Genomic DNA, 23,588 nt, shown 5'->3' with positions numbered 1-23,588 from the left:
TCTTATTTCCCCCGTTGATCCAGGAACGGCCCGAAAGGCTGAACGGTGCAGGTACGTGTGGATGCAGGTTGTAGCTTGAATATCCTGTCATCGGGTTCGGCCTCGATCGCGAATGCGGGTGCACCGCCACCGTTCGCGCAGTGTGCATTGACCATCAGCCGTCCGGTTTTGCCGATTTCCAGCAGGATCGCGTTGCCGGAGCCGGATCGCTTCAGCATAACCTCGCCACTGTCGCATGTGACTGTGCACACCACCGCCTCAACCGCGTCGACATCGCAGGAGCCCGTCACGGTTCCAGCACGTTCGCGCGTCGCGATATCGATGTTGAAATCATAATCCTGTCTCTTGGCATCATACTGCAGAAGAAACCTCAGCTCGGTGACTTTTTGCCCGGGATGGCGCGCAAGATGGGCGTCGCTGTAGGTTCTTTCCCAGCAGAAACCGTCACCTGAAGCGGGCGCCACGAAATCCGACAGCACACCGGCCGCGGCGGAGCTTGTCAGAAGAACAGCCGACAGGATGGCACACTGGATTTTCAATCGTCCCGGCATTTCAGGTCTCACTCGGCAAACAAGGGCGAGACAGCAGGAGACGAAACTCCCGCTGCCCCGAGCGGGCTCTCACACCCCGAGCCTGTCCGCTTCTGCGGGCTCCTGCTTCCTGAGCAGGTCAAAGAAGGCATATTGGGTCAGAATATTTAGCGATTTGATAGTCTGAAAAAGCTCCTTGTCGCCTTTGACATAAGCCCCCCAGACAGCCTGGTACCCTTCGTAGACCTTCTTGGTTTCAGGCTTGTAGGTCATCGACGAAATGGAACTGTTGAGGCTGGCTTCGACGGCTGTCCGATCCGCTTCACTCATCGCGGCAACCTCGTGGCCCAATGCAACGACTTTGGTCACCGAAGCCTCCTTGATCGCAGCCATCTTGTCCGCGACATCCTCAGCAGGCGGGGTTCCTTCCAGAAGCGTATTGGTTTGCACGAGCGTATCGACATAGATCGAAAAGATCTGGTCTGCGGTGTCTTTCGGGTCTGCGGCCATGGAACCTCTTGCGTTTGCGAGCAGCATGATAGTGGCAATGGAAGACAAAAGTACGCGCCTGTTGGGCAAGGAAGGCATCGCATTCTCCTCTGGTTTGAACCCATGGTAATACCGCATGGTAACGATCCGTGCCGCTCTGGCTTGGACACAAGTGGCTGCCCGGGTTGGACAAAACACGCCTTGCCGCCAGCGGCTTGCGCATGCTGACCGCGTGTGGGGAATGCCATCTGGTACCGTTGTGTCCAAGCTCTCCGAGCGCTTAGTCCAAGCCGGCGATTTCCTCGCCTGATAGGCTTTCCTCCTGTTCCGGGCGACGGGAGCGATCGTTGGCCAGAAAGAGGAGACACTCATGCGCTTGCGACATTTGCTTGCCGCCATCGTTTTTATTGCTGCCGTCGCGGGCGGCATCTTTGTGATGGCACCGCTGAAGCTGTCGATTGCGCAGTCAACCGACTACTCACCGCCTCGGACACAGGAGAGCGACGACGGCTGGCTGATCTACGTCGACGCAGCCGATATCGGGCCGGAACTGGCCGCAGACCTGAACCCCTCACCGGCCTCGCCCGAGGAAGTGGTGGTCAAGTTCCTTGCCAGCCGTATGCGCGGAGACAGCCTGTGGCAGGAAACCCTCGTTGCTGACAGAAGCTCGCGTCTGCAACGGAAAATCGCCAAATGGCAGAAGTGGACAGTCGCCGGGTTTCAGTTGCGCGGGCGCAAGGCGGCAAGAGGCGACGGTGTCTACGTGAAGGTGTTTTTCCGTGTTTCCATCGATGGGGACAACGACGAAGGCACGGACGAATTCCAGGTGGTTCCCGAAGCCGACGGCTGGCGCATTGCGGACATTCCATCCTGAAGCCCTGATCCATGGCCTCTAATACCGACAATGGTTGGACCGGAAGCCTCTTCTGCGGAGGAATGTAAATGTCCTGCACCCTGCACACCAAGCTGCTGAAACTGACGGTTTGCGCAGTTTTCCTGATGGGCCCTGCTTGGGCTGAAACACAGCAGAACGTCTCCGGGCCCACTTCACAGCAAGGGCAGAGCCTCCCTGCGGATGTGCGGCCGCTGTCGGATCTGCCACCCGAGATCAGGGAGATGCGTGAGAGCCTCGAGTTCTGCCGTCCGCTGCCGGAGCTCGATGACAGAAAGGTCTATGTCTTTGCCGAAGATCCCAAAGCATTTTCCCAGTTCTTCATCGTGCCCTGTGCAGGCGGCGGCTACAATCTGTCCGATGTGATCTTTCTCGAAAGTGCGGGTGAAATCACACTCAAGGGTCTTGAGAAATATTCACATACGGACGGTTGGGCACAGGAACCGGAGATATTCAACCCGGAATGGGACAGCCAGACGGGTATCCTCACGAGCTTTCTGAAGGGACGCAGCCTGGGAGATTGCGGTCACAGGGGCAAATGGTGGTTTACCGAAGGCAATTTGCGGCTGATGCAATACGCCTGGCAACCGGAGTGCGATGGAACTTCCGTCCCGGGCGAATTTCCGCTCATCTTCGATTCTCGTTCCCGTGATTAGATGTCCCTGTCTCATTTGCACGAAATCGCAGCCGGCTAGCTTTATGTCGATCACATCAGAACGTCGCAGTGTCTCTTGCGGATCCGCCCGACAAAAGTCGATACGGGTTCCGCCAAGTCCCCTGCCTGTTTAGCCGCTTCTCCTTGCAGGCACACGTTGCCTCTTCCCAGATCACGTCAACGATTTCATCTGGCTCAGCTTGGCATAGGGCTTGTCGCGTAGACATGGTGCACATTCCGCTTGTCACCGCCGTCCTCCGTTCTGAACTCGATCGCGCTGAGCTGACCCGGCCCTGTCTGTTTCCCGATGCTCACTCGCGTTTTTCGAGTATGCCTATTCTTCCACACCTGTCATGGTGTTGCAGACCGCCGGACATGCCCGTTGCGCTGAACTGTACGGTGACGGCTTTCAACATGACGGATGGGACGATGCCTGAAACAGAACAATTGCTGCCATTGACCAACGGCAATGACGATTTGCCGAGGAATGAGGCTGGCTCCATCGACGTCTGGTTCGGTTCGAAGACACCGGACTGTGTGTTGGCCCGCGCTTTCCGCCTGACGGTACCCTGTTTGAATTCATCACCGATGCCGGGGCTGGACCTGAACACGACGGGGGCGGCCTGCCATAACGTTCCTGTTCCCGATAAGTTTTTTCGCGCCTTTGCAGATCGGCTGTCGCGGCGCAGATCCGTTTTCCCGAAACAGATGAAACACGCGCACATTTGGAGGTCGGAATGGTAAATACCGGAAGGAATGCTTCAGTCCCGGTTGTTGTCGGTCTATTGGCCGCGCTTGGGCTGCCACCCGTTGCAATGGCGGCGGATGGTTCCGATGACGAAGCAACACAGGCAGCCATTGCCGCCGTCTCCGAAATGGGCAAGCAGCTTCGCGAACTGAAAAGTTTCGGCATTCACGCCAATGTTGCCTATGACGACGTCGTGAGCGACGACGTTCTCGTTCAAAGAAACGAGGAAGTCACGATCTCCGTGCGGGTTCCGGATGGACTTCGGGCCGAAATCAAGGGCGCGGATCTTCACCGCAGCATCACCTACGACGGTCAGATGGTGACGGTCTACGGTGAAACACTCGGTTACTATGCCCAGTTCGAGGCTCCCGCGACAATCCGCGAAACGCTGCAACAAGCCGCCGAACGGCATGATCTTCAGCTTCCGCTTGCGGACCTGTTCTTCTGGGGTACCGATCAGGACAATCTCGCGGATGTGACGGCTGCCACCATGGTCGGACCTGCGAATATTGGAGGACGCCTTTGCGACCAGTTTGTCTTCGCACAGGAGGATGTGAGCTGGCAGATCTGGATCACTCAGGGAGACATGAAGCTTCCTTGCAAGCTGGCCATCGTCGACCTGTCGCAACCTGCCAGACCTCAATATTCAGCTGTCATCGACATGACGCCTGAAGCGACGTTCGATGCATCGGTTTTCAGTTTTTCCCCGCCGGATGGGGCTCAAAAGATCCGCATCTACACCGCAGAAACCGCTGACCAATAAACCGGGAGGACAATCGATCATGCGCAAAATCCTGATACCAGCCCTTTCGGCATTCCTGATTTACGGCCTCGTTCCGGCGACGGTTCATCTTGCAAGCACCGACCAGGCGGAAGCCCGTGGAGGTGGTCACCGTGGCAGTGGTGGTGGTGGCGGACGTCACACCGTGAACAACCGTGCGGGCGGCAGTGTTCACCGTCAGGTCAACAACACTGTGGTTGACCGCAACAATACGGTGGTAAATCGCAATAATACCGTGGTGAACCGCAACAATGTCGACGTGAACGTCAACAGGAACACCAACATCAACGTCGACAACCGCTATTATGACCGCGGCCATCATCCCGTCGCTGCGGCTGCAGCAATCACCGCAACGGCGCTGGCGGTCGGAACGATTGTCGCGTCACTGCCCTCCGGCTGCACTCAGGTGGTGGTCAATGGCATCGCCTACCAACAGTGCGGAAATGTCTGGTACGCACCGCAATACCAGGGAACGACGATCAACTACATCGTTGTAAACCCGCCGCGCTAGACAAGACTCGGCCACAAACCAATGACGTCAGGTCTGCGGCCGGTTTGTATGCTTCTTGTCCGGAAACGAAAAGGGCGGCCCGGAGGCCGCCCTGCAATCGGTTGGTCTCCGCCTGCTTGGCAAAGGCCAAGGCAATAGCCAGATCGAAGGATCGCCGCCCTGCGAGTGGCCATGGGCCAACCAGTGCCTCGAAATTCCCAACACCCTCGGCTTTCGCTTCCTGACGCGCTGCGAACTTGACGGGTGACAGCGTCGGATCAACGTGCCGCCGGATATGTCATTTGCCGGGCAGATCGACTTGCAGCATTTCGCCTCGTCAGGGTGTTCCTGCAAGAGAAAGCAGTTGCATTGACAACTCTCAAAGGGCTTGCTAGCGAAAGAACATGAGCAACATCCCGCACACAACTGCGAACTACTACTATTATCTGCCAACTTAGCGGTGGGATGTTGCAATCTCTTTACCGCTGCATCGCCAGCGGTTGTGACTCGGTATACAGCTCTGGCCTCGCAGCCAATTTACCGAGTTAAGGTATGACTGTTTGCCAAGCTGTAACATCAAAGCCCCGTCGTTCGCCCTCCCTGGGGCTTATCGGATACGGAGCGTTCGGGCGACTGATCGCCAAGTGTCTTTCTCCTTACTTCGACCTGCAGATCTTCGATCCGCATTATGAAGGTAGCGCAGATCTGGCTGAGGTGGCCGTCTGCCGGATCGTCGTGGTTGCTGTACCCGTTGCAAGCATGGGCGAGACGTTGCAGGCAATAGCACCGCATGTCCGTCCAGGTGCGCTGGTGCTGGATGTCGGTTCGGTAAAGGTCGAGCCCGCCCGTCTGATGTTGGAATTGCTTCCACCGCATGTCGAAATACTTGCAACCCATCCGCTTTTCGGACCGCAAAGCGCCCGAAACGGAGTGCAGGGTCTGAAAATCGCACTTTGCCCTTTGAGAGGCCGCAGCCACAAACGGGTGGCCGCCTTTCTCAAGGCGGCGCTCGGGCTGAATGTGTTTGAAACGACACCAGACGCGCACGATCGTGATGCCGCCCTTTCCCAAGGACTGACCCACCTAATCGCAAAAGTGCTGGTGAAGATGGGGCCACTGCCCCAAATGACCACCACCCGGAGCTTCGATTTGCTCAACGAAGCTGTCGAGATGGTTCGCCACGATCCGCCGGAACTCTTCGATGCGATCGAATGTCTGAACCCGTACGCTTCAAGCGTGCGCCGGCGTTTCTTCGACCTCGCGTCGGAGCTTGAAATTGAATTACGAGAGGCTCCGCAATGGCCCGAACCGTCGGGCCTGCCGCAAAGTTTGGCGGACTAATCGTGTTTTGAGGTTTGGCCGTTGAACGTGTGCGGCGATCCTGGCGGTGCACAGATCCCTCGAACTGCAGATTTTCCGCCTCAGTCAAAGGGATCTGTCCGACAGCGACACTTGCGGTGTCTACTCGTAACGATCGTGGCGGCGCACCCAATCCATGCCCCTGGTCTCGTTACGTCCATTGGGCGCGAGGTCGAGCATGGCATAGGTACCCATCATCGCTTCCACACCGCGGCCGTAGGTCGAGTAGGTCCGAAAGACTTCCCCGGCCTCATCCTCGTAGAAGGTGCTGATGCCTGGCCATTCTTCGCCTGTCATGTTCCAGCCACCGAAATTGTAATCTATGTGACCACTCGCGATCTCCTCGGGTGTGAAACTGACCCGGAAATCGTAGTTGAAGTCGCTGCCTGAGGACGAGACCCATCCGAACTTCCAGCCCATGCGCTGGCGGTATCGTTCGATATCGGCAAGCGGTGCGCGCGACACTGCAATCATGGTCACGTCATGATGGGCAAGATGCAGGTTCATGCCGTCAGTGTGGTCTGCCATGAAAGAACAGCTCGGGCAGCCTTCCTTCCATCCCGGCGCGAACATGAAATGTTGCACGACGAGCTGAGACCGGCCGTCAAACAGACCGGCAAGCGTGCGTGGGCCGTCAATTGTATCGAACACGTATTCCTTTTCGATGCGCACCCATGGCAGCGCCTGACGCTCGCTGCGCACCTGGTCGCGCAAGCGAGTCAGGTCCTTTTCTTTTTGCAGCAACTCCCGCCGGGCGGCGAGCCAGTCGTCATGTGAAACAACAGAATGTTGCATGATCATTCTCCTTCAGTTCGGTTTGCGGAATTGTCAAAGCGCCGCCCCTTGGCGGAACAGAGCCTCAGCCAGGGCGCCAGGTGGAAAAGGCTCATCAGGAGGTACATCAGAGCCATGTCGTTCACCGGAAGTAAGCCTGGAACAGAAGAGCAGATCGCCATTGCTTCTGGCCCTGTCCCGGAAATCCAGGCCATCAATGCGAAGGTTGGCGCTGCGGCAAGGCCAAGCCAACTTTCCGCGTAAAGGGAGTGGCCAGGTCGTGCTGATGCCTTCCCTGCGGCTGCAATCCTCGTCATTATCTGTCCTTCGATTGATCCGGCGTTTGCCGCGATTACGCGGTGAGCAAAGACTTAGATCCGGAGGCGGTTCGGGTGAGAGTTACAAGATTGACGGGATTTTCATGGACTTGCTGATCGCCGCCGCAGCGCGTGCCCTATCAACCGGAGATCCCCTGGCTGCACTAAAACGGGTTGCATTGCGCAATGACGCCCCCGCGCTGGCCTTGCGTGGTATTGCGATGGCCCAGCTCGGCGACCTGTTGCGCGCCAGAGATCTTCTAAAAGGGGCCGCACGCGCTTTCGGGTCAGAGGAGCCAATGGCGAGAGCGCGCTGCATCGTTGCCGAAGCCGAGATCGCTCTTGTCTCGCGCGACCTGGGCCGTTCCTTTCAAGCGCTCAAAGGGGTGCGGGCAACACTCGAGATCGAGGGCGATTGGACGAATGCTGCGCATGCCGGCTATATCGAAGCCCGCCAGCTTCTCCTGATCGGCCGGCTTGAAGATGCCCAGGAGATCCTCGACACCATCGACAGCGACGTGCTGCCACCTGCATCCCGCGCCGGCTGCGGCCTTGTTGCGGCTGGCATTGCCATGCGGCAGATCCGAACAAGTGCCGCAAGAATCGCGCTCGATCAGGCTGAGCAAGCAGCGCAAGCCTCCGGCATTCCCAGCCTTATGGCCGAGGTTGCCAAAGCTCGTCAGACGCTGGAAGCACCTGCAGCTCGCCTCGTCTCCAGCAGCGGACACCAGTTGCTCCAACTTGAGGGTGTCGAGGCCCTGATCGCTTCGGACATGCTGATTGTTGATACCTGCCGAAACGCCCTGCGTGCGGGGGATGTAATAATCGCTCTCGACAGCCGCCCTGTCCTGCTCGCGCTTGTGCGTACGCTTGCCGAATTCTGGCCGCAGGATGTTTCGCGCGAAATTCTTCTCGGACGCGCGTTCGGGGCAAAGCAAGCGGATGAATCCCACCGGGCAAGACTGCGTGTGGAAATTGCAAGGCTTCGCAAGCTTATCAAGCCCTTCGCCGCTGTTACATCAACCAGTCAAGGGTTTACGCTCAAGCCTGTCGGCACCCGCCAGGTCGCAGTTCTGGCGCCTCCTGTCGAAAGTGATCATCCAGAGGTGCTGGCCTTGCTTGCAGACGGTGAAGCCTGGTCGAGTTCGGCGCTGGCCATGGCTCTCGGCGTCAGTCCGCGCACCGTGCAAAGGGCGCTTGAAGACCTTGCCTTTGCCGGCAAGGTTCAGTCCTTCGGGCGAGGACGGGCCTGCCGCTGGATCACAGCGAGTGTTCCCGGTTTCCCGACAAGCTTGTTACTCCCTCTGGCGATCGCCTCCGATTAAGGTAGCCATATGAAACACAAAGCAGCAGAGATCATCCGCGAATACGGGCCCTTTTCCGGCATTGATGACGTTGCCGGGGTCAGTTTCGATCGAAATCATGTCTGGTTCGCATCGGGAGACAGGCTGAACGCCCTCGATCCTGAAAGCGGCGAGATCACCGCATCGATAGACACGACCGCGGATGCAGGCACGGCGTTCGATGGGCAACACCTGTTCCAGCTTGCCGGTGCCCAAATAAACAAGGTCGATCCCAAGACCGGCGAAGTGTTGGCCACAATTCCAGCGCCTGGGGGCACGGGCCATTCCGGGTTGGCCTGGGCCGAAGGGTTTCTATGGATCGGTCAGCATCGTGATCGCCGGATCCATCAGGTTGATCCCGATACCGGAAAGATACATCGTACCATCGAGTCCGACCGCTTTGTCACTGGTGTCACCTGGGTGGACGGTGAACTTTGGCATGGCACCTGGCAGGACGGCGAAAGCGATATCCGGCGCATTGATGCCACTTCGGGTGAAGTGCTGGAGCATTTACAGATGCCATCGGGGTCAGGTGTTTCGGGGCTTGAGTCTGATGGCGGTGGCCGTTTTTTCTGCGGCACCGGAAGCGCTGGAAAGGTGTTGGTGGTTCGCCGGCCACGGAGCGACCTGGAGTGACCCGATCTCAGGTTCGATTGCCGCCCTTGTTCGGACCAGCTTGAATTTCGGAATATTGCCATCGAAGAGTTTGGTGCGGAATTCACAACAGAAGCCTCAAGCGGGCCTCCAGACGGTTGGCTGATCAAAAACCTATTGCAGATCGAAATCATCTCTAATTGCCAGGGCGCTCAACGTGAACCAACGGGAAAAGGCCTGAACATCTGCCTTGTCACCTTCAAGCAGGAGCTCATGCTTACGGATCGCTGAATCCAGCGGCAAGTGTCCAAGCCAGACTTGAGTCAACGTCCGGATATGCGCAGTCACCGCAAGGCCGATCTCGTATCCCGGGTCACGAACACAAACTTCGATTTCCCCGTCCCAAAACAGCAACCAGAAGCGGCTTCGTTTGGTTGGTACGCCCATGAAATGAAACAGCACGACAAAGTGCTTTTCCCTGGGAATACCCTCGCTGGTCACTCTGCGTCTGATGTTCCACATCAAGAGGTCGGGATCCAGGTTTTCGTCCCTGGTCATGTCGTTGCTGCTATGCGCCTGCGCCCAACGTCCCATGCTTTCAAGGACCGGAAAAAGAGCGAGGCCTGCCTCGGTCAGGCCATAAATATTCCCCGCCCCGTTTTCGGCGGGCTGGCAGGTAACAATGCCGTTGAGTTCCAATTCTTTCAGACGCTGCGAAAGCAAAGCACTGGATATTCGAGGCAAACCCCGCCGCAAATCGCTGTATCGCGTGCTGCCGAAATACAGCTCGCGCACAACCAAAGGTGTCCACCTGGTCGTTAGGAGTTCGGCTGCCCGCGAAATCGGACAGAATTGGCCATATCCCTGACGCTTGCCCATACGTATTTGCTTACTCGCAACACCCTGGTCATTCAACTTCAGTTTTTGAACTTGAATGAATTGAAGCCCCATCGAAAATGGAACCAGAGCTCCCGGACCGTGTGACGGCGCTTCCAGGGGCTCAGTGGCCCCCTGATACTTGAAGTGGCGAAGACGATGATCACAGAAGCAGACTATGACGCGTGGACGGCAGGGCAAAGCTATGAGCAATACATGGGTCGATGGAGCCAAATGATCGCGGCCAGGTATCTCGATTGGCTGGACGCTCCGAACAATGCCGACTGGTTCGAGTTGGGATGCGGAACCGGGGCGTTGACGTCCACCATTCTCCGGAAATGTTCTCCAAAATCGCTCGTGGCGACGGATGCTTCTGAAGACTTTGTCGCGCATGCGAGACGAGCTATCGTGGATCCGAAGGCAAGCTTCCAAACTGCGAATGCCGAGAAACTGCCCGCAGATGCCGGAAGCTTCGATGTCGTGACATCCGGTCTCGTATTGAACTTCGTTCCTGACCAGGCGGCCGGCCTTGCAGAAATGAGGCGCGTTCTGCGGCCGGGCGGACTTCTGTCGTTTTATGTCTGGGACTATCCCGGTGGTGGCGTCGGCTTCATTGACGCCTTTTGGAAGACTGCGGCTTCCCTCGACGCAAGAGCGACCAAGCTCGATGAAAGTTCGCGGTTTCCCTCTTGCACGAAGCACGGCTTGGCCAAGTTATGCTCTGAAGCAGGGTTGGACGATCCTGAGATCACACAGATCGAGATTCCCACTGAGTTTGCCGATTTCGAAGCGTTCTGGCATCCCTTTACGCTGGGGGTCGGACCAGCTCCGGGATATTGTGCGAGCTTGTCGGAAGACGGACGCAAAGCCCTGAAGTCCGCCCTCAAGGAGCGGATGGGGGCCAAAGTCCCGATCAGTCTCATGGCGCGTGCCTGGGCAGTGAAAGCCCGTTCTCGCGGTTAACTCCAGAGCGAACGGACAGGGCACGCCAGAATTGACCAGTGGGATTTGCGGCCCCGTTTCGGACGCACGCCGGGTTTGATCCAATCCCAAAGACAGTTATCGTTGGAACGCGACCCCAACAGTCTCATGTGCCGGTGCCACGGGATCGTGAGTTGTGACAGAGCGGAGTAATCGGCGGGTCTGAAATTGCAGCATGGTATTGGTCAAACCCGAGACGACAACCTTCAAGCCAGGGAACGTGGCTGAACACCCATCTGAAGGGCCAATTTGGAGTGGGTAAATTAGCCTTTGGAGCCTTTTACCCGCCCCAGACAACTGCATCTTCGTGTCGCTTGATCAGGTTTCGAAGGTGATATTCAGAAATCAAAAAGAACACGCCAACGTCTTTACGGTCATGAATCGGAATTCACAAAATCGCCAAGGCTGGGTATATTCTCCCTGCGGCCTAAGTTGGCTTGTATACTAATTCGATATTCATTTTGATTTGCCTCTCACATTTCCGGAGAATTTGTTGTGCCGGTCAAAGAATTGCGACTATTGATATGTTCCGCAGGACGCCGCGTTGGATTGCTTCAGTGCTTTCAATCTGCCGCCGAACGCCTGGGTATCCAGTTGGAAATACTTGCCTGTGACCTCGTTCCGGATTTGAGCGCAGCATGCGCAAGTGCAGACCGATCCTTAGCCGTGCCCCGATGCACTGACCCGGGCTATGCCAACGCAATTCTCGACATCGTGCGTGACAATCAGGTCGACCTGGTGGTTCCAACGATTGACCCGGAGTTGATGCCTCTTGCGGAAGTCTCGGACGCCTTCGCCCGACTGGGAGCGCGGCTGCATGTTTCTTCGACTGACGTCATCGAAATTGTGAGGGACAAGCGGCTGACGTCGGAATTGCTTGAAGCGGCAGGAGTACCCGTCCCCGGATCCCTGGGACACGAAGCGCTGCTGTCCGATCCGGATGCGCTCGGCTGGCCGGTTTTTGCCAAACCAAGTGGCGGCAGCGCCAGCCGGGGATTGCAGGTGTTTCAGAATATCGGCGAGCTGCCCGACGGTTTTGAGGAACCCATGGTGTTCCAGCAGCTTCTGCGTGGTCCGGAATACACGATCAACATGTTCGTCGATAAAGGCGGCCATTTGCGAACCGTGGTTCCGCATCTGCGCATTCAGACCCGCGCGGGTGAAGTCGAGAAGGGAAGAACGGTTCGCCGGGAGGATTTCCGGCAGATCGCCGAAGGCGTGCATCGAGCCTTGCCCGGCCTGCGCGGCGTCGCCTGTTTTCAGGTGATCGACGACCCGGATCTTGGGCCTCGTGTCATTGAAATCAATGCAAGATTCGGTGGCGGTTATCCGTTGGCCGACCATGCCGGCGCCTATTTTGCACAATGGCTGCTTGAAGAAGTGCTGGACCGCCCATGCAGCGCAAATGATGACTGGCGAGAAAATGTCAAAATGCTCCGTTTCGACAGCGCGATCTACGACGGCTAGCTGTCCCGGAGTTTCCGCGGGCAATGTCCTTTCGTTGGCATCCAATCATAAGGTTAGCCCCAGCACTGGTCGCCCTGCCCGCAACCTAGAAATATCGGCCCGATATCGTTTGTCTGGTGGATTGCGATGATTGTTTTTGATCTGGACGATACGCTCTACCTGGAGCGGGATTTTGCGTTCAGTGGCTATCGCTTTCTCGACAGATGGATGAAAGAGCGCGAAGGCCTCTCAGGCTTTGGCAATGCCTGCAGGACGCTGTTCGAGGAAGGCGAGCGGCGCCAGATCTTCAATCGCGCGCTTGAAAATCTCGGTCACAGCGGGGACGGCAACTTGATCCCCGATCTTGTTGCGGCCTACCGCGGCCACACGCCGCAAATTTCGCTGGCTCCGGATGCGGCCCGTTATCTTGAGCACCAGCGCGGTCCATTCGGCCTGATTACCGACGGACCTGCGGCAACTCAAAACGCCAAGATCGTTTCTCTCGGGGTCGAGCGGTGGATTGAAAATATTCGCAAGACCGGCGACTGGCCGCAAGGTTACGGCAAGCCTCATCCTCGCGCTTACGAGGAAATGGAAGAACTTGCGGCAGACAGCGGGCCAATGGTCTACGTCGCCGACAATCCGGCAAAGGATTTCGTGACACCAAAAGCGCGCGGCTGGATCACCGTTCAAATCCGGCGGACGGGGGCGGTCCATTCACCACACGCGAAAGACGACGCACATGCGGCCCATGTGGAGATAACGTCGCTCGACGACCTTGACGCCACGTTGAAAGTCCAGATGCAGTCCATAAAATAGCTGTCTGACTGAGACAAGCGTGCCGTTACACGGGAAGGCGCTGCGACAGAACCTCCCGGTACTCATCAAGGATGTGCTTCACCTGGTAATTCTCCTTGATGCGCACTCGAGCCCTTTGTCCGAGATCTGCTACCTGATCGGCGGTCAGCTGGGCGAGGTCCGCCATAGCCTCGGACAATGCATCCGGATCCCCCGGCGAAACGACCTTGCCGGTGGCTGCCACGATAAGAGCTGCGTCGCCAACATCGGTGGTGACCACCGGGCGGGCGTGGCTCATGGCTTCAGCGACCACATTCGGGAAGCCTTCCGTTCGGGACGACAGGACGAGAACATCTATTTGCGAATAGAAATCCTCCATGTCACGCAGTTCGCCGAGCAGTTTCAGGCGTGACGGATCGAGCCCTGCTTCCGCCACCAGAGCCATGACCTCGCTGTTGTGCTCATCGAGACCGTGGCCTGCAGCGACAAAGCGAGCATCGGGAAATTGCGCCGCGATCTGTGCCGCGGCCCGGAAGAAGGTCAGATGGTCCTTCTGCGGATGAAAGCGCGCGGCAATACCGAACACGCGGGCCTTGCGTGGCGCGCGCTCCGCCTGCTCTGGCACCACCACACCATTCGGGATGACTGTGCCATATTGCGCGGCATAACCATACTGTTCGTGCTGCTCTTTCGCCCGGGCCGAATTATAGACGATGCCGGCAGCGCGGGACGAAAGCATACGCGCACCTGCGACTGCAAGACGCGTGCTACGGCTCAGGCTTCGGGGGTCGTCAAGCGCCTGGCGCACAGTCCAGAAAACGGGCGGGGCGCCCGCAAGCCGCGCCGACAAGGTGCCGACAACCATCGCATGATACATCCAGCACAGCACCGCTCGCGGGCGCTGCTCCCGCATAAGCCCGGTCAGTTTCATGATTGCGCCCGGCATCTGCGCCGCACCACGGGCGTTGAGCGAATGATAGTCCACATCCGGACGCGCGGCTAAATTCAGATTACGATCCGAAACGTCGATCAGGGACACCACGACTGCCGGATCGCCTGTTGCCGCCAGAAGTCTTGCCAGCATCGTTTCCGCACCGCCGCTCGCGGCGAAATTGGTAATCACATGCATGACCGGTGGACCAGCGTCCGTAGCAGCCTCCTCCACAAAACCGTCGCTGGCAAATTCGTCCATCCGCTCAGGCCCCGCGCATGCCGCGCCAGACGTCGAGCGGTCTGCCGATCCACTGTTCAAGCTCGCTGACTTCCGGCGCATAGAAATCCTGCAGCCGTTTTTCCAGATCAGGGCTCAATGGGGGGTATTCCTGTGGCCGGGCAACGGCGTCGCGAAGAACCTTGATTGGTTTCGTATGCCGGACACCGTCCAGGACCGGCCGAAACGGCTTCAGCACCTTCCGCAGAGGCAGCGGAACCATGGCCGCGTTCTTGTCCTTGACCTTGCTGTCCACCGGAGGGGCCAAGGGCGCCTCGTGACCGATATGAGAGGCAAGGCGGGCGAGCTGAGCTTCTGGCTCACGCCGGATATCCTCAAACAGCAGCAGCAGGATCTGCTCCGTCGGGAACAGATCGTAGAACCGGCGAAGATGCAGGGCATAACGGCCGTTGTTGATGAACCGCTTATCCGCCGCCCTGGCCGGGTCAAGATGATCCTCGATGTTTCGGGACACCTCCCCCCGCCGCAAGAGCATGCAATAATCGGAGTAGGCACGCGCCGCGGGTTCCCGCATCTGCACGACCAGCCGGACATCGGGAAGGTCCCGCCGGATTCGCTCTGCTGCTTCAGGAACCGTGAGATAGGTATTGGACTTTTCGCCGACGATTGCGTCCGGCTTGTCGAAGTTGAACTGAGACAAATACCAGTCCGCCCCCCGGTGATACTCATCGGAAAAATAGTGCAGTTCCGGACTTGGCATCGATATCGTCGGACTGCGCTCAAGAGATCTTTGCAGCCAGGTCGTTGCGGATTTGGCAGCGCCGAAAATCAGAAATCGTATATTTGAGTCAAGCATATGCGGTACCTGCTACCTGGGGGCCCACGACGAGCTTTTCGTAAAGGCGGGAAATTTCGGAAACGTGGCGTTCGGCCCCGTATTTGGCCGAAGCATCTGCCTGCGCCGCGTCTGCAATGCGGGCTCGCAGCGCAGGGTCGCTAATCAGGCTGCTGATCGGTTCGACAAAACTCTCCGGAACATCCGGTTCGACGAGAAAGCCCGTCCTACCGTCCGCGATCGCTTCGACGTTTCCCCCGTGACGCGTCGCGACGACGGGTGTGCCCAGATACATGCTTTCGATCAGGGTCCGCCCGAACGGCTCGTTCACGGCCGGAACAAGCATGACGTCGACACCGCTCATGGCCTCGAAAACCGGTGAGCGGAAGCCCATGAAATGGAAGTTGTCTGCCAGCCCCAGGCTGTCGGCCAGTGTCTTGCAGGTTTCGTCCAGTCCCCGGGTTGCAGCGACGGCATCTCCGAACAGCAATCCGTGCACCTCACGGTCCGGCAGCGCGCGACGAACGGCGTCAACCGCCCGAACAAATCCGTCTGGACGCTTGCGTTTGATAATCGAGCCGAAATACCCGAGCAGCATCGCGTCCCTCGGCAGACCGAGTTCGTCACAAAGCGTGGCATGGGCGGCCGCGCGGTCAGGCCGGACGGCAGGGAAGTCGAACGGACTGCGGATCACGCTGGCCCGGTCGCCGATCGAACGGATAGGACGCGATGGCATGGCGTAGTGCGAAACGCTCACGATGTGATCGGCCAGCAAGGGGGCGAGTGTGTTCGCGCCTCTGGCTGCCGGGTCCTGACGATGATGCCAGAGGTGACGGCAACCGGACAGTTTGCTTGGCACGATCCAGTTGGCGTGCATGCGTCCTTCGTTCGTATGCACGATGTCGGGATCAATCTGTTTCAGCGTCCTGCGCAGCGCCGGCAATGTTCGCGTCAGATAGCCCAGCGGGCCCACACGGCCCGGCAGAGGCAGGCCGGGCGACGACATCAGCGGCGTGTCCTCCAGCACCTCGAAGTCGAGACCCAGATCCCGTGCCCTTTTGCCAATGGCACCGGGCTCGAAATGAACGAGGACACGCGGCTCGAACCGGTCCGGATCAAGCGAGGCGGCAAGGCTGAGCGCCGAGATATGGCTCCCGCCCAGAACCGGTCCGCCAACGAACGGAAATAATACTCGAATGCGTCTCATGACTGCTCCGGACCTACCTGGACGCTGGCTCGGACACTGCCAGGGTGATTGTCAGACTGTCACCGGGACGCATGAAGGCGTTCAGATCGACGTTCAAGCTCTGCATTTCGCCGTTCTCGAACCGCGATATCCTGTAGGAAGGTGTGACAATGCTATCCGTTTCGGTCGCATCGACAGAGTTTGTTGCGAGTGCCTCGGCGTAGACCTTGTGGGCCAGGTCGAGACGGGCTTCGACTTCGAAACGTTTCGATTTCACCTCCATGAGTTCGGAAAGCTTTTCCCCGCGGGCCTTGTCGAACAGGGTGGCGGCGTCTCGCAATGCGAGATTGAGACGCTGCTGCGCGTCGAGACGGGCCACTTCAAGCTGCAGGCGTTTTGCCTCCAGGTCGTTGAGCGTCGTATTGGCTGCTGACACACGCGTCGTCACGGCCAGCCCCTTGTCCTTCAGATGCTCCATCGAGGCGAGATCCTTGCGGGCCAGTTCGATCTGCTTGTCGCGCAGGACGATTTCTTCAGACAACTGAGAGATCTTCTCGTTGAGCAGGACGCGAAGATCCTTGAGGCTCTGGATCTCGGCCTTGATCACCCTGATGTTGACGGAAAGGATCTTGGCCTGCACCGGATCGGAGGATTGCGACTCGACCGTATCAGGCAGCTCTTCCGCCGAATAAAGCTGGACTTCCTGCTCAAGCCTTTTCTGCTGCTCAGCCAGGCCGGCTGCCGTTCCGCGAAGCTGATTGATCTCGCCCGTTATTTTGGTGAGCGAGGTCTGCCGCGTCCCGTCTTCGTTCGGAAGGCGATAAAACCCGCCGGCAATCGCAAGAGCTTTTTCAACCGTCATGCCGGGCGTGAAGTCGAACTGACCTGGGGCTGTCACCGCCCCGCCCACAAAGATCGGCGCATATCGCGATATTTCGACCGACACTGCGGGCAATTCGGTCAAACCGACAATACGCTGCATCCGGCTGGCAATTGTGTCCGCGACCTCGTCCAGGGTCTTGCCGACGACTTCCACAGCACCCGCAATCGGGACGTAGATATTGCCGTCTGGCGCCATCTTGTAGGAGCCGGCAACACCATCCCAATTGGCAAAGATCTTGTTTCTGGCATCCCAGGCACCGGCGCGAAGTTCCAGCGTCTCACCACCGGAGAGCCTGTACTGCTCGGCCGCGCGGCCAGCTCCAAGAAAAGCCATCAACGAAATCAGGGCAATTAACAACCGAATACTCAACGTACATTCCCCCGGATTAATACCAACTTTTAAAAACTGAATTATTCTCAATATCGAATAGAATATCACAGAAACCGGCAAACACCTCAATAGAAACACTGTTAAAAACGGCATCTCCCAATAGTCCTGGATGCCGACCCCGTATCCGGCCGCTCCGGTGTATCCATCGACCTTTGGAGTGCACATTTTCCATGGATCACATGGGCTCCCGCTTTTTCTGTCCGCGCCCCCCAAAGCCTGACAGGCAGATCGCCGCCGGAAGCAGAAGCGGCACGCACAGGAACCTTCCGTAGATGTGTGTGACGCCATTCAGGGCGAATGCGAACATGAGCAGTATCGTGAACATCAGCACTCCGGCCCAGCGCGTTTCGGGATTGCTGAACGCCCGCCAACCGACGAACACCAGCGTGAGAAGGACGCCGACAAGACCGAGCAGCGAAACGACACCGCCTTCCGAAAACAACAGCAGATAGGTGTTGTGGACAGGCGCGCCCAATTGGCTGATCAGCCTGTGCTGATCCACGCCGACGCCGATCCAGATGGACCGGTTGATCATGACGATTGCTTCGCGAATGAGAAGCATGCGGCCATCGAATGTGCCTGCCTCACTGGAATCGCCGGTCGTCAACGCCCCGTAGACCCGCTCCTGAAACACCTCGGGTAAAAAATACTCTCCGAAGAGGAAAAGCGCCGCCAGACCTGCCACGGCCACCCCGATGAAGACCAGCATGTGTTTCGCCGAGCCGTAGAAAAACGAAATTCCGAAAATCCCCAACATCGCGACGATAAACCCGGAATTCGATGCGGACAGCAGCAGGCCGTAGGCAACCGGCGCGGCCAGTGCCACGAACACGATGCCCGAGATCTGGGAGATGAAGTAGAGCCAGATCAGGTAGACCAACCCCACACCTGCCAATAGCCCGACCCCGTTTTCCCGCTCGATCAGGCCGGTCAGGCGTCCGTTTCTCGAAAAGAAACGGGCATCGTCCGGGCTGAACACGGAATAGAGCACACCGTGCAACATCACGAACGCGAGAGAAAAGGCCATCACCTTGCACAGGAACATCGTTTCCCGCGCCGGCCGCCCCAGAAGCAGCAGAGGCATGAGGACGAGCGAAAACCCGTATTGGCCGACACCTACAGCCCCGGTCAACGGATCGCCGGACATCAGCGATCCGACAATCAGACCACCGCAAAGAAGCAGCACCGAGAACAGCCAGAAAGACGTCATGTCCGCAAATGGACGAAGCGGAATACGCCTGTTGGCGATCATCACGACAAAGGCGGCACTGGCAACGAGATCCGACAGCGTGAAGAACACGATATTGGTTCGTAGATAGGTCATCGGTGACAGGAACACCGCGACGATGACAAGCAGACGCTCCAGTTGCTGACTGGCCGTCCCTGGCAATACTGGGCTTCGGTGCGGAGAGACCGGGATCGCGCTCAGGCTCAAGACGCCCCCCTCACATCACGCTGCCGGCGCGACCAATAGAGGACGATCAAGGCACCTGCCACGAGCGTGCCGTTGAACAACACATGTGCGACGGCAGCACCAACCGGTCCCAATATGCGGACGAGCGGCACGAAACAGGCCAGGAAAACCACGCTTCCGATCACGGTCACCAACAAGAGCTCACGGTCGCGCCCCATGCTCAGCATTGCCGGATTAAGCACCATGGTCGCCAGCAGCAGTATGACGGCCAGCAACTGAACATTGACCATGCTCGCCGCTTCGTCGAAGCCTGCGCCGAAAACAACTGACAACAGGGATGGCATCAGGAACGCTGCAGGGATCAGCACGGTCAGGCAAAGCCCTGCGATTGCCAGCAGCACACCATTTACCAGCTTGTGAAAACCACGCTCCTCGCCGGAACTCCATTTGCGCGCCAGTTCCGGAAAGATCACCTGGTTCAGCGGGCGCCCCAGCTTGAGCGCGCTGTCGGCAACCCGGCGGGCGATATGGAAATAGCCGACAAATTTCTCATCCACGAGCAACGACAGCAGGATCACGTCAAGACGCTGGACTGTCTGACGGATGATCACATTGAAGTTCGAGTTCCAAAGGAACCGCAGTATTCCGGGGTTCTCGTTGCGAATGCCCCGGATCGGAAGTTGCATGAACTTGCCGTAGCCGCGCTGGCGAACATACCGAAGCGAAAAGACAAAGGGCAGCAGACTATTCGCCAGGCCTTCGATCACCGCAACAAGAACAAAACCCCAAAGACCGTAACCCATCGCCCATATACCGGCGGACAGCACCAATCGCATAAGGGCAATACCGACGTCGACCTTGGCGAGAACGTCGAACCGGTTGAAAATTCTCAGCACTGCGACGGCGGTTGGTTTGAGGTTGAAGAGAAGCGCCAGGGAAAACAGCGCTAGATAAGCGGAACTGTCCTGCGGCCAGCCCATCATCCGCACCGTTACATGGGCGGCAAGGATCGAAACCCCGGCAGCGAGCGTACTGCCTGCAAGGTTCACGTAAACCGAGCCCTTCAGCAATCGCATGAACCTGTTGCCGTCATTGTCGGACAGGGCCTCAACGCCGTATTTGATCACGGCCTGCCAGGGTTCCAGCCGCAGAAGCCGGTCGACAATGCGCACATAGGCCTGGAAGATCGCAAACAGGCCGAGACCTGCCGGACCAAGCGACTGGGCCATGATGGCCAAGGTCCCGATGCTGATCAGCCCGCTGACCGCCTGAGACGAGAAGACCCATGAAAAATTGCGGATAAGCCGCCCGGCGATCAGGCTGTCTTCGGCAGAGAGGTTGAGCAGGCGGGCCATCAGTCAACCAGCTCCCTGTCGCCGGCAAGCTCTGCCAGCCAAAGTTCAATGTGCGCCTGGTCCGTTCCCGTGGCCATCTGCCAAGGGTCGTTCGGCTGGCTGGCATCAAGCCCGGCCGTTGCGTCTTCCCAAGCGTCCGGAAACCCGTCACCGTCACTGTCCGAAACCCTTTCCTCCGACAGAAGATCCGGCCAGCCACCGACTTCGGAAGGAGAATTGATTACCCTGCCGGCGCAATTGCGAACCGTATCGACAAGCTGACGGTCGAGCGGGTCCCGGTGGCGGTCCGACGGCAGGCGGTCACCAACACCTTCAAGCACGAGATCGAGCACTTCACTTGCCTTGACGCGCGGGACGGACAGTTTACCGGTCACGCCTTCGATGATTTCGGCGCCGGGATCGGCGTCCACCTGCCGGAAAGGGCGGTTTCGATTGCAGCGTCCGCGGTCGATCGCGAGAACGTCATCGACCTGAACCTCAAGACTGTACTGGTCGCTTGCCATGATGGCCTCGACAGCAGCGGGTCGTCTGCGGACGGTGTTCGGACCGGTCAGCGCCACATTGCCGGCATAAATGATAAGCGCGTTGCCGTAGTAGTTGCGAAACTCTCCGAATTGACTGATCGGATTGTAGAAAACGCTGTTGACGACTTCGACCGGGCCGGCGTCATTGCCGTAAATATCGGGATTACGGTCTCGATTGTGGGCAAAGAGGTTTCGCCAGAGGCTCACGCGCCCGCACTCGAAGGTCGAGCCGTTCCCGGAGCAGATCAAGGCCCCCTTGGAGTGGCGTCCCTTCGGATGATTGGCGTGATCCAGACCCCAGGCGGAAATGCTGTTGGCGACCGTTATGTCGCTGGATCGCTTACCGGAAACGTGAATGCTGAAGTTCTCGTCGGTCGCAAACATCAACGACAAATGATCGAGGTAAACGCGTGAGGCGTTTTCAAGCGTCACGGCATCGACCGACGACGACGGCTGCTGGCTCGGCCCCGGTCGCACCTTGAGAAACCTCACGACGACATCGCTGGCATTCTTGATGATCACCGGCGTGGCACGGGACGACTTGCCCAGCCTGATCTGGATGCCCAGCCCGGGTGCTGTCTGGCCTGCGACATAGAGGTTCGAGCGGAAAAAGAGGGGACTGTCGAGCGTGATCGTTCCGCTTACCTGGAAAACGCAAATCCGAGGCATGTCCCCCTTTTCGACGCAGGCGCGCAGAGAGCCCGCGCCGGCATCAGCCAGCGTGGTCACCGGAATGACCTCCCCACCGGTCCAGCCGGTAGCATAGGCCCCGTACCCGACAGCCCCCGGGAAAGCGCGAGGCGCGGCCTCAGCCGCCAGCGTCATTGACAGCAAGAGGCCAAGGGCGAAAACGATTGCAGCCTGTGTCCTGTTCTCAGCCATCATTCACCACAATCCCGACATTCGAGGCGTTGTTCAGTTCGAGTTGTTGAGCGGCTTTCGAAAGGTCTTCGAAGCGCGTCTTCTTCATGCGGGCGACCACCAGCACCGCCTGCGCAAGACTGCCGAGGCGGCATGCCACGTCATCGCTCAGCACAGGCGGGCAGTCGACCACGATCAGGGAATATTTGCGGCGCAGGACGCTGAGCGACGCCGTGACGCTGGACATGTTGCCGAACCGTATGGGCACGGCACCCGGTGCGGGTGCGATTATCGACAGGCTCGGATGGCCGGGCAAATGCCACGCGGCCGCATCTATCTGCAAAGGATTGGTCAGAAGATCGAGGAACCTGCTCGCGGTGCGTTTGCGCGACAGGGTCGTGATCAAATCCGTTTGCGACGGGTCGAGATCGACAAGCAGGACATTCTCACCGCCGGCGGCCGCATGCGCCGCGATTGCAAAACTGAGGGTGCTCCGACCCTCGTGGCTTCCCGGTGACGTCACCAGAACCATGGCGCTGGTCTCGTTCCCGGAGCCTATCCCGGTCTTTGTCCGCAGGGTCGTATAAAGAGGCGAGAGCTTGTGCAGCGCATGCACCAGACTGCCTCTCCTGGTGGCCCAGGCCATGCGGGCGATGAACTTTCGTGAAAGCCGAGGCAAGTGCCCCAGAACCGGCGCGCGAAACGCGGTAATCTGATGCGGCCACCGCAAACGTCCGCGAAGATTTTCCCGCAGAAGCGCCAGAATGAAACCGAATGTAAGCCCACTGATCAGCGCGCCCGCCATCTCTGTTTTGGGAGAAGGGGAAACAGGCCTTGCTGACGGACTTGCTACGGTAACCTGCTGCGCAACCGGGGCCAGAAGCGCCTCCTGCATTGTGAGTGCCTCAATCTTGTCGAACAGAAGATCATCCTGTCTTCGCATCGACTCCAGCTTTCGCTCGAAGCCGGCTTTTTCTATTTCGGCCGCCGCACGCGCTTTGAGTTTCGCAAGTGTCGCGTCCCGGTCGGCCTTGAGTTCCGTGGCATCTGCCGAGAGTTCTCCCTGTTCGCCAGCCAGCGCCAGCTGCGCTTCCAGGCGGCGAAGGGTGTCGGTCAGAGTTTGCGTCACGGTCAGATCGTCGAGATTGTGGGCTTTGTTGAACTCAAGCAGTTCGGTTTCCGCTTTTTTCATCGTCTCCTGCAACGCGGATTGACGCGACAAGATCGACATCTTGGCCCTATCGACTTCCGTGCGCTGTATCTCCAGCGTGTAATCGACGTAGCTCCGGGCGACGCCATTCGCGATTTCGGCAGCCCCTTGCGGACTGGTGTCCGTAGCAAGGATATCAATGGCGAATGTCGTGGGATACCAGATGATCTGATAGCTCTCCAGAATGCGATCGACCGCATTCTCCTTGGCGGTATCGCCGCCTTGACCGGCCCCGGAAACCGAGCCGTAAATCTCTTCGGGCAACACCCGTTCCGCCACCCGTGCAGCGAACTCTCGTGAATTCATGACCTCGACTTCGGTGGCCAGTTGGGTCATCGACAAGGTTCTGGCCCGCAATCGGGCTCCGAACGGGTCAAGTCGCAGGATCGCATCGTCGACCACCAGCGTGGCCTGCGAGCTGTAGGTCGGCACAACAGTGGCAAGCCGAAGCCACATAAGGGCGCCACAGGCCAGAATGCACATGACGATAAGAACCGCATTCCTGAGGATCAGCGTGTGAATCTGGATGTTCTCAGGCCAGAAATCGGCAGCACTTTCGGCAGAGCGATCCTGTTTTGACACCGGATCAGCCACCTTGCCGGCAGTTTTAGAACTGGTGTTGAGCAAAGACAGGAATCGTCTCCTTCACTGTGTTGCGGCGAAAGTGCCGGACCTTGCGATCGTCT

At 58.4% G+C, this 23,588-nt stretch carries 23 protein-coding genes; 11 read left to right on the top strand and 12 right to left on the bottom strand.

The window, feature by feature from the left end; all coding sequences use genetic code 11:
• Positions 1 to 2: 2 nt before the first annotated feature.
• Positions 3 to 551 carry a hypothetical protein gene (locus tag ACYQ54_RS25270; RefSeq protein WP_460087400.1) on the bottom strand — a complete coding sequence of 183 codons (549 nt, stop codon included), beginning with the start codon at positions 549 to 551 and terminating at the stop codon, positions 3 to 5.
• 69 nt (positions 552 to 620) lie between these two features.
• Positions 621 to 1,118, bottom strand: a complete 498-nt coding sequence (locus tag ACYQ54_RS25265) for a hypothetical protein (protein ID WP_460087399.1) — start codon at positions 1,116 to 1,118, stop codon at positions 621 to 623.
• Positions 1,119 to 1,389: 271 nt separating this feature from the next.
• On the opposite strand from ACYQ54_RS25265, the gene ACYQ54_RS25260 reads away from it, so the two are divergent.
• From ACYQ54_RS25260 to ACYQ54_RS25235, 6 genes are all read left to right on the top strand, one after another.
• Positions 1,390 to 1,893, top strand: a complete 504-nt coding sequence (locus tag ACYQ54_RS25260) for a hypothetical protein (protein ID WP_460087397.1) — start codon at positions 1,390 to 1,392, stop codon at positions 1,891 to 1,893.
• Between the two features lie 68 nt (positions 1,894 to 1,961).
• On the top strand, positions 1,962 to 2,567 hold the full coding sequence (locus ACYQ54_RS25255; RefSeq protein ID WP_460087395.1) for a DUF1176 domain-containing protein: 606 nt from the start codon (positions 1,962 to 1,964) through the stop codon (positions 2,565 to 2,567).
• 374 nt (positions 2,568 to 2,941) lie between these two features.
• Positions 2,942 to 3,310, top strand: a complete 369-nt coding sequence (locus ACYQ54_RS25250) for a hypothetical protein (protein WP_460087393.1) — start codon at positions 2,942 to 2,944, stop codon at positions 3,308 to 3,310.
• Positions 3,304 to 4,077, top strand: coding sequence for a DUF2092 domain-containing protein (locus tag ACYQ54_RS25245; protein WP_460087392.1), 774 nt, complete (start codon positions 3,304 to 3,306; stop codon positions 4,075 to 4,077). Before ACYQ54_RS25250 ends, ACYQ54_RS25245 begins: the two co-directional genes overlap by 7 nt.
• Before the next feature lie 19 nt (positions 4,078 to 4,096).
• A complete protein-coding gene (locus tag ACYQ54_RS25240; protein ID WP_460087390.1) occupies positions 4,097 to 4,606 on the top strand; it encodes a DUF6515 family protein in 510 nt (169 codons plus the stop codon).
• 531 nt (positions 4,607 to 5,137) lie between these two features.
• Complete coding sequence (locus ACYQ54_RS25235; protein ID WP_460087388.1) at positions 5,138 to 5,926, top strand: prephenate dehydrogenase/arogenate dehydrogenase family protein; 789 nt, start codon at positions 5,138 to 5,140, stop codon at positions 5,924 to 5,926.
• Between the two features lie 120 nt (positions 5,927 to 6,046).
• On the opposite strand, the gene ACYQ54_RS25230 is transcribed toward ACYQ54_RS25235, so the two are convergent.
• Positions 6,047 to 6,739: a DUF899 domain-containing protein gene (locus ACYQ54_RS25230; protein WP_460087387.1), complete on the bottom strand. Its 693-nt coding sequence runs from the start codon at positions 6,737 to 6,739 to the stop codon at positions 6,047 to 6,049.
• 400 nt (positions 6,740 to 7,139) lie between these two features.
• On the opposite strand from ACYQ54_RS25230, the gene ACYQ54_RS25225 reads away from it, so the two are divergent.
• Together ACYQ54_RS25225 and ACYQ54_RS25220 are read left to right on the top strand one after the other, a co-directional pair.
• Positions 7,140 to 8,360 (top strand): helix-turn-helix domain-containing protein, encoded by a 1,221-nt coding sequence (locus ACYQ54_RS25225; protein WP_460087386.1) that lies wholly within the window; start codon positions 7,140 to 7,142, stop codon positions 8,358 to 8,360.
• Positions 8,361 to 8,369: 9 nt separating this feature from the next.
• Positions 8,370 to 9,014, top strand: coding sequence for a Vgb family protein (locus tag ACYQ54_RS25220; RefSeq protein WP_460087384.1), 645 nt, complete (start codon positions 8,370 to 8,372; stop codon positions 9,012 to 9,014).
• Positions 9,015 to 9,146: 132 nt separating this feature from the next.
• On the opposite strand, the gene ACYQ54_RS25215 is transcribed toward ACYQ54_RS25220, so the two are convergent.
• On the bottom strand, positions 9,147 to 9,923 hold the full coding sequence (locus tag ACYQ54_RS25215) for a winged helix-turn-helix transcriptional regulator (protein WP_460087383.1): 777 nt from the start codon (positions 9,921 to 9,923) through the stop codon (positions 9,147 to 9,149).
• 84 nt (positions 9,924 to 10,007) lie between these two features.
• Between ACYQ54_RS25215 and ACYQ54_RS25210 the strand changes: the two genes are divergently transcribed.
• The 3 genes from ACYQ54_RS25210 (at position 10,008) to ACYQ54_RS25200 (ending at position 13,094) form a co-directional block, all read left to right on the top strand.
• Positions 10,008 to 10,811, top strand: a complete 804-nt coding sequence (locus ACYQ54_RS25210; RefSeq protein WP_460087382.1) for a class I SAM-dependent methyltransferase — start codon at positions 10,008 to 10,010, stop codon at positions 10,809 to 10,811.
• A 513-nt stretch (positions 10,812 to 11,324) separates the two neighbouring features.
• Positions 11,325 to 12,296 carry an ATP-grasp domain-containing protein gene (locus ACYQ54_RS25205; protein ID WP_460087381.1) on the top strand — a complete coding sequence of 324 codons (972 nt, stop codon included), beginning with the start codon at positions 11,325 to 11,327 and terminating at the stop codon, positions 12,294 to 12,296.
• A 126-nt stretch (positions 12,297 to 12,422) separates the two neighbouring features.
• Complete coding sequence (locus ACYQ54_RS25200; protein WP_460087379.1) at positions 12,423 to 13,094, top strand: HAD family hydrolase; 672 nt, start codon at positions 12,423 to 12,425, stop codon at positions 13,092 to 13,094.
• A 25-nt stretch (positions 13,095 to 13,119) separates the two neighbouring features.
• On the opposite strand, the gene ACYQ54_RS25195 is transcribed toward ACYQ54_RS25200, so the two are convergent.
• The 8 genes from ACYQ54_RS25195 to ACYQ54_RS25160 form a co-directional block, all read right to left on the bottom strand.
• Positions 13,120 to 14,265, bottom strand: coding sequence for a glycosyltransferase (locus ACYQ54_RS25195; protein WP_460087378.1), 1,146 nt, complete (start codon positions 14,263 to 14,265; stop codon positions 13,120 to 13,122).
• A 4-nt stretch (positions 14,266 to 14,269) separates the two neighbouring features.
• Positions 14,270 to 15,100, bottom strand: coding sequence for a sulfotransferase family protein (locus tag ACYQ54_RS25190; protein WP_460087377.1), 831 nt, complete (start codon positions 15,098 to 15,100; stop codon positions 14,270 to 14,272).
• A complete protein-coding gene (locus tag ACYQ54_RS25185) occupies positions 15,093 to 16,286 on the bottom strand; it encodes a glycosyltransferase family 4 protein (RefSeq protein ID WP_460087375.1) in 1,194 nt (397 codons plus the stop codon). Before ACYQ54_RS25185 ends, ACYQ54_RS25190 begins: the two co-directional genes overlap by 8 nt.
• A gap of 13 nt (positions 16,287 to 16,299) precedes the next feature.
• Positions 16,300 to 17,481, bottom strand: a complete 1,182-nt coding sequence (locus ACYQ54_RS25180) for a polysaccharide biosynthesis/export family protein (protein WP_460087374.1) — start codon at positions 17,479 to 17,481, stop codon at positions 16,300 to 16,302.
• 232 nt (positions 17,482 to 17,713) lie between these two features.
• Complete coding sequence (locus ACYQ54_RS25175; RefSeq protein WP_460087372.1) at positions 17,714 to 18,973, bottom strand: O-antigen ligase family protein; 1,260 nt, start codon at positions 18,971 to 18,973, stop codon at positions 17,714 to 17,716.
• Complete coding sequence (locus tag ACYQ54_RS25170; RefSeq protein ID WP_460087371.1) at positions 18,970 to 20,307, bottom strand: lipopolysaccharide biosynthesis protein; 1,338 nt, start codon at positions 20,305 to 20,307, stop codon at positions 18,970 to 18,972. The genes ACYQ54_RS25175 and ACYQ54_RS25170 overlap by 4 nt, the downstream gene beginning before the upstream one ends.
• Complete coding sequence (locus ACYQ54_RS25165) at positions 20,307 to 21,713, bottom strand: pectate lyase family protein (RefSeq protein ID WP_460087369.1); 1,407 nt, start codon at positions 21,711 to 21,713, stop codon at positions 20,307 to 20,309. The genes ACYQ54_RS25170 and ACYQ54_RS25165 overlap by 1 nt, the downstream gene beginning before the upstream one ends.
• Positions 21,706 to 23,484 (bottom strand): GumC family protein, encoded by a 1,779-nt coding sequence (locus tag ACYQ54_RS25160; protein WP_460087368.1) that lies wholly within the window; start codon positions 23,482 to 23,484, stop codon positions 21,706 to 21,708. Before ACYQ54_RS25160 ends, ACYQ54_RS25165 begins: the two co-directional genes overlap by 8 nt.
• Between the last annotated feature and the right edge of the window lie 104 nt (positions 23,485 to 23,588).

This window comes from Roseibium sp. LAB1 (genome assembly GCF_054658235.1).
This window is presented reverse-complemented; position numbering and strand designations above follow the sequence as displayed.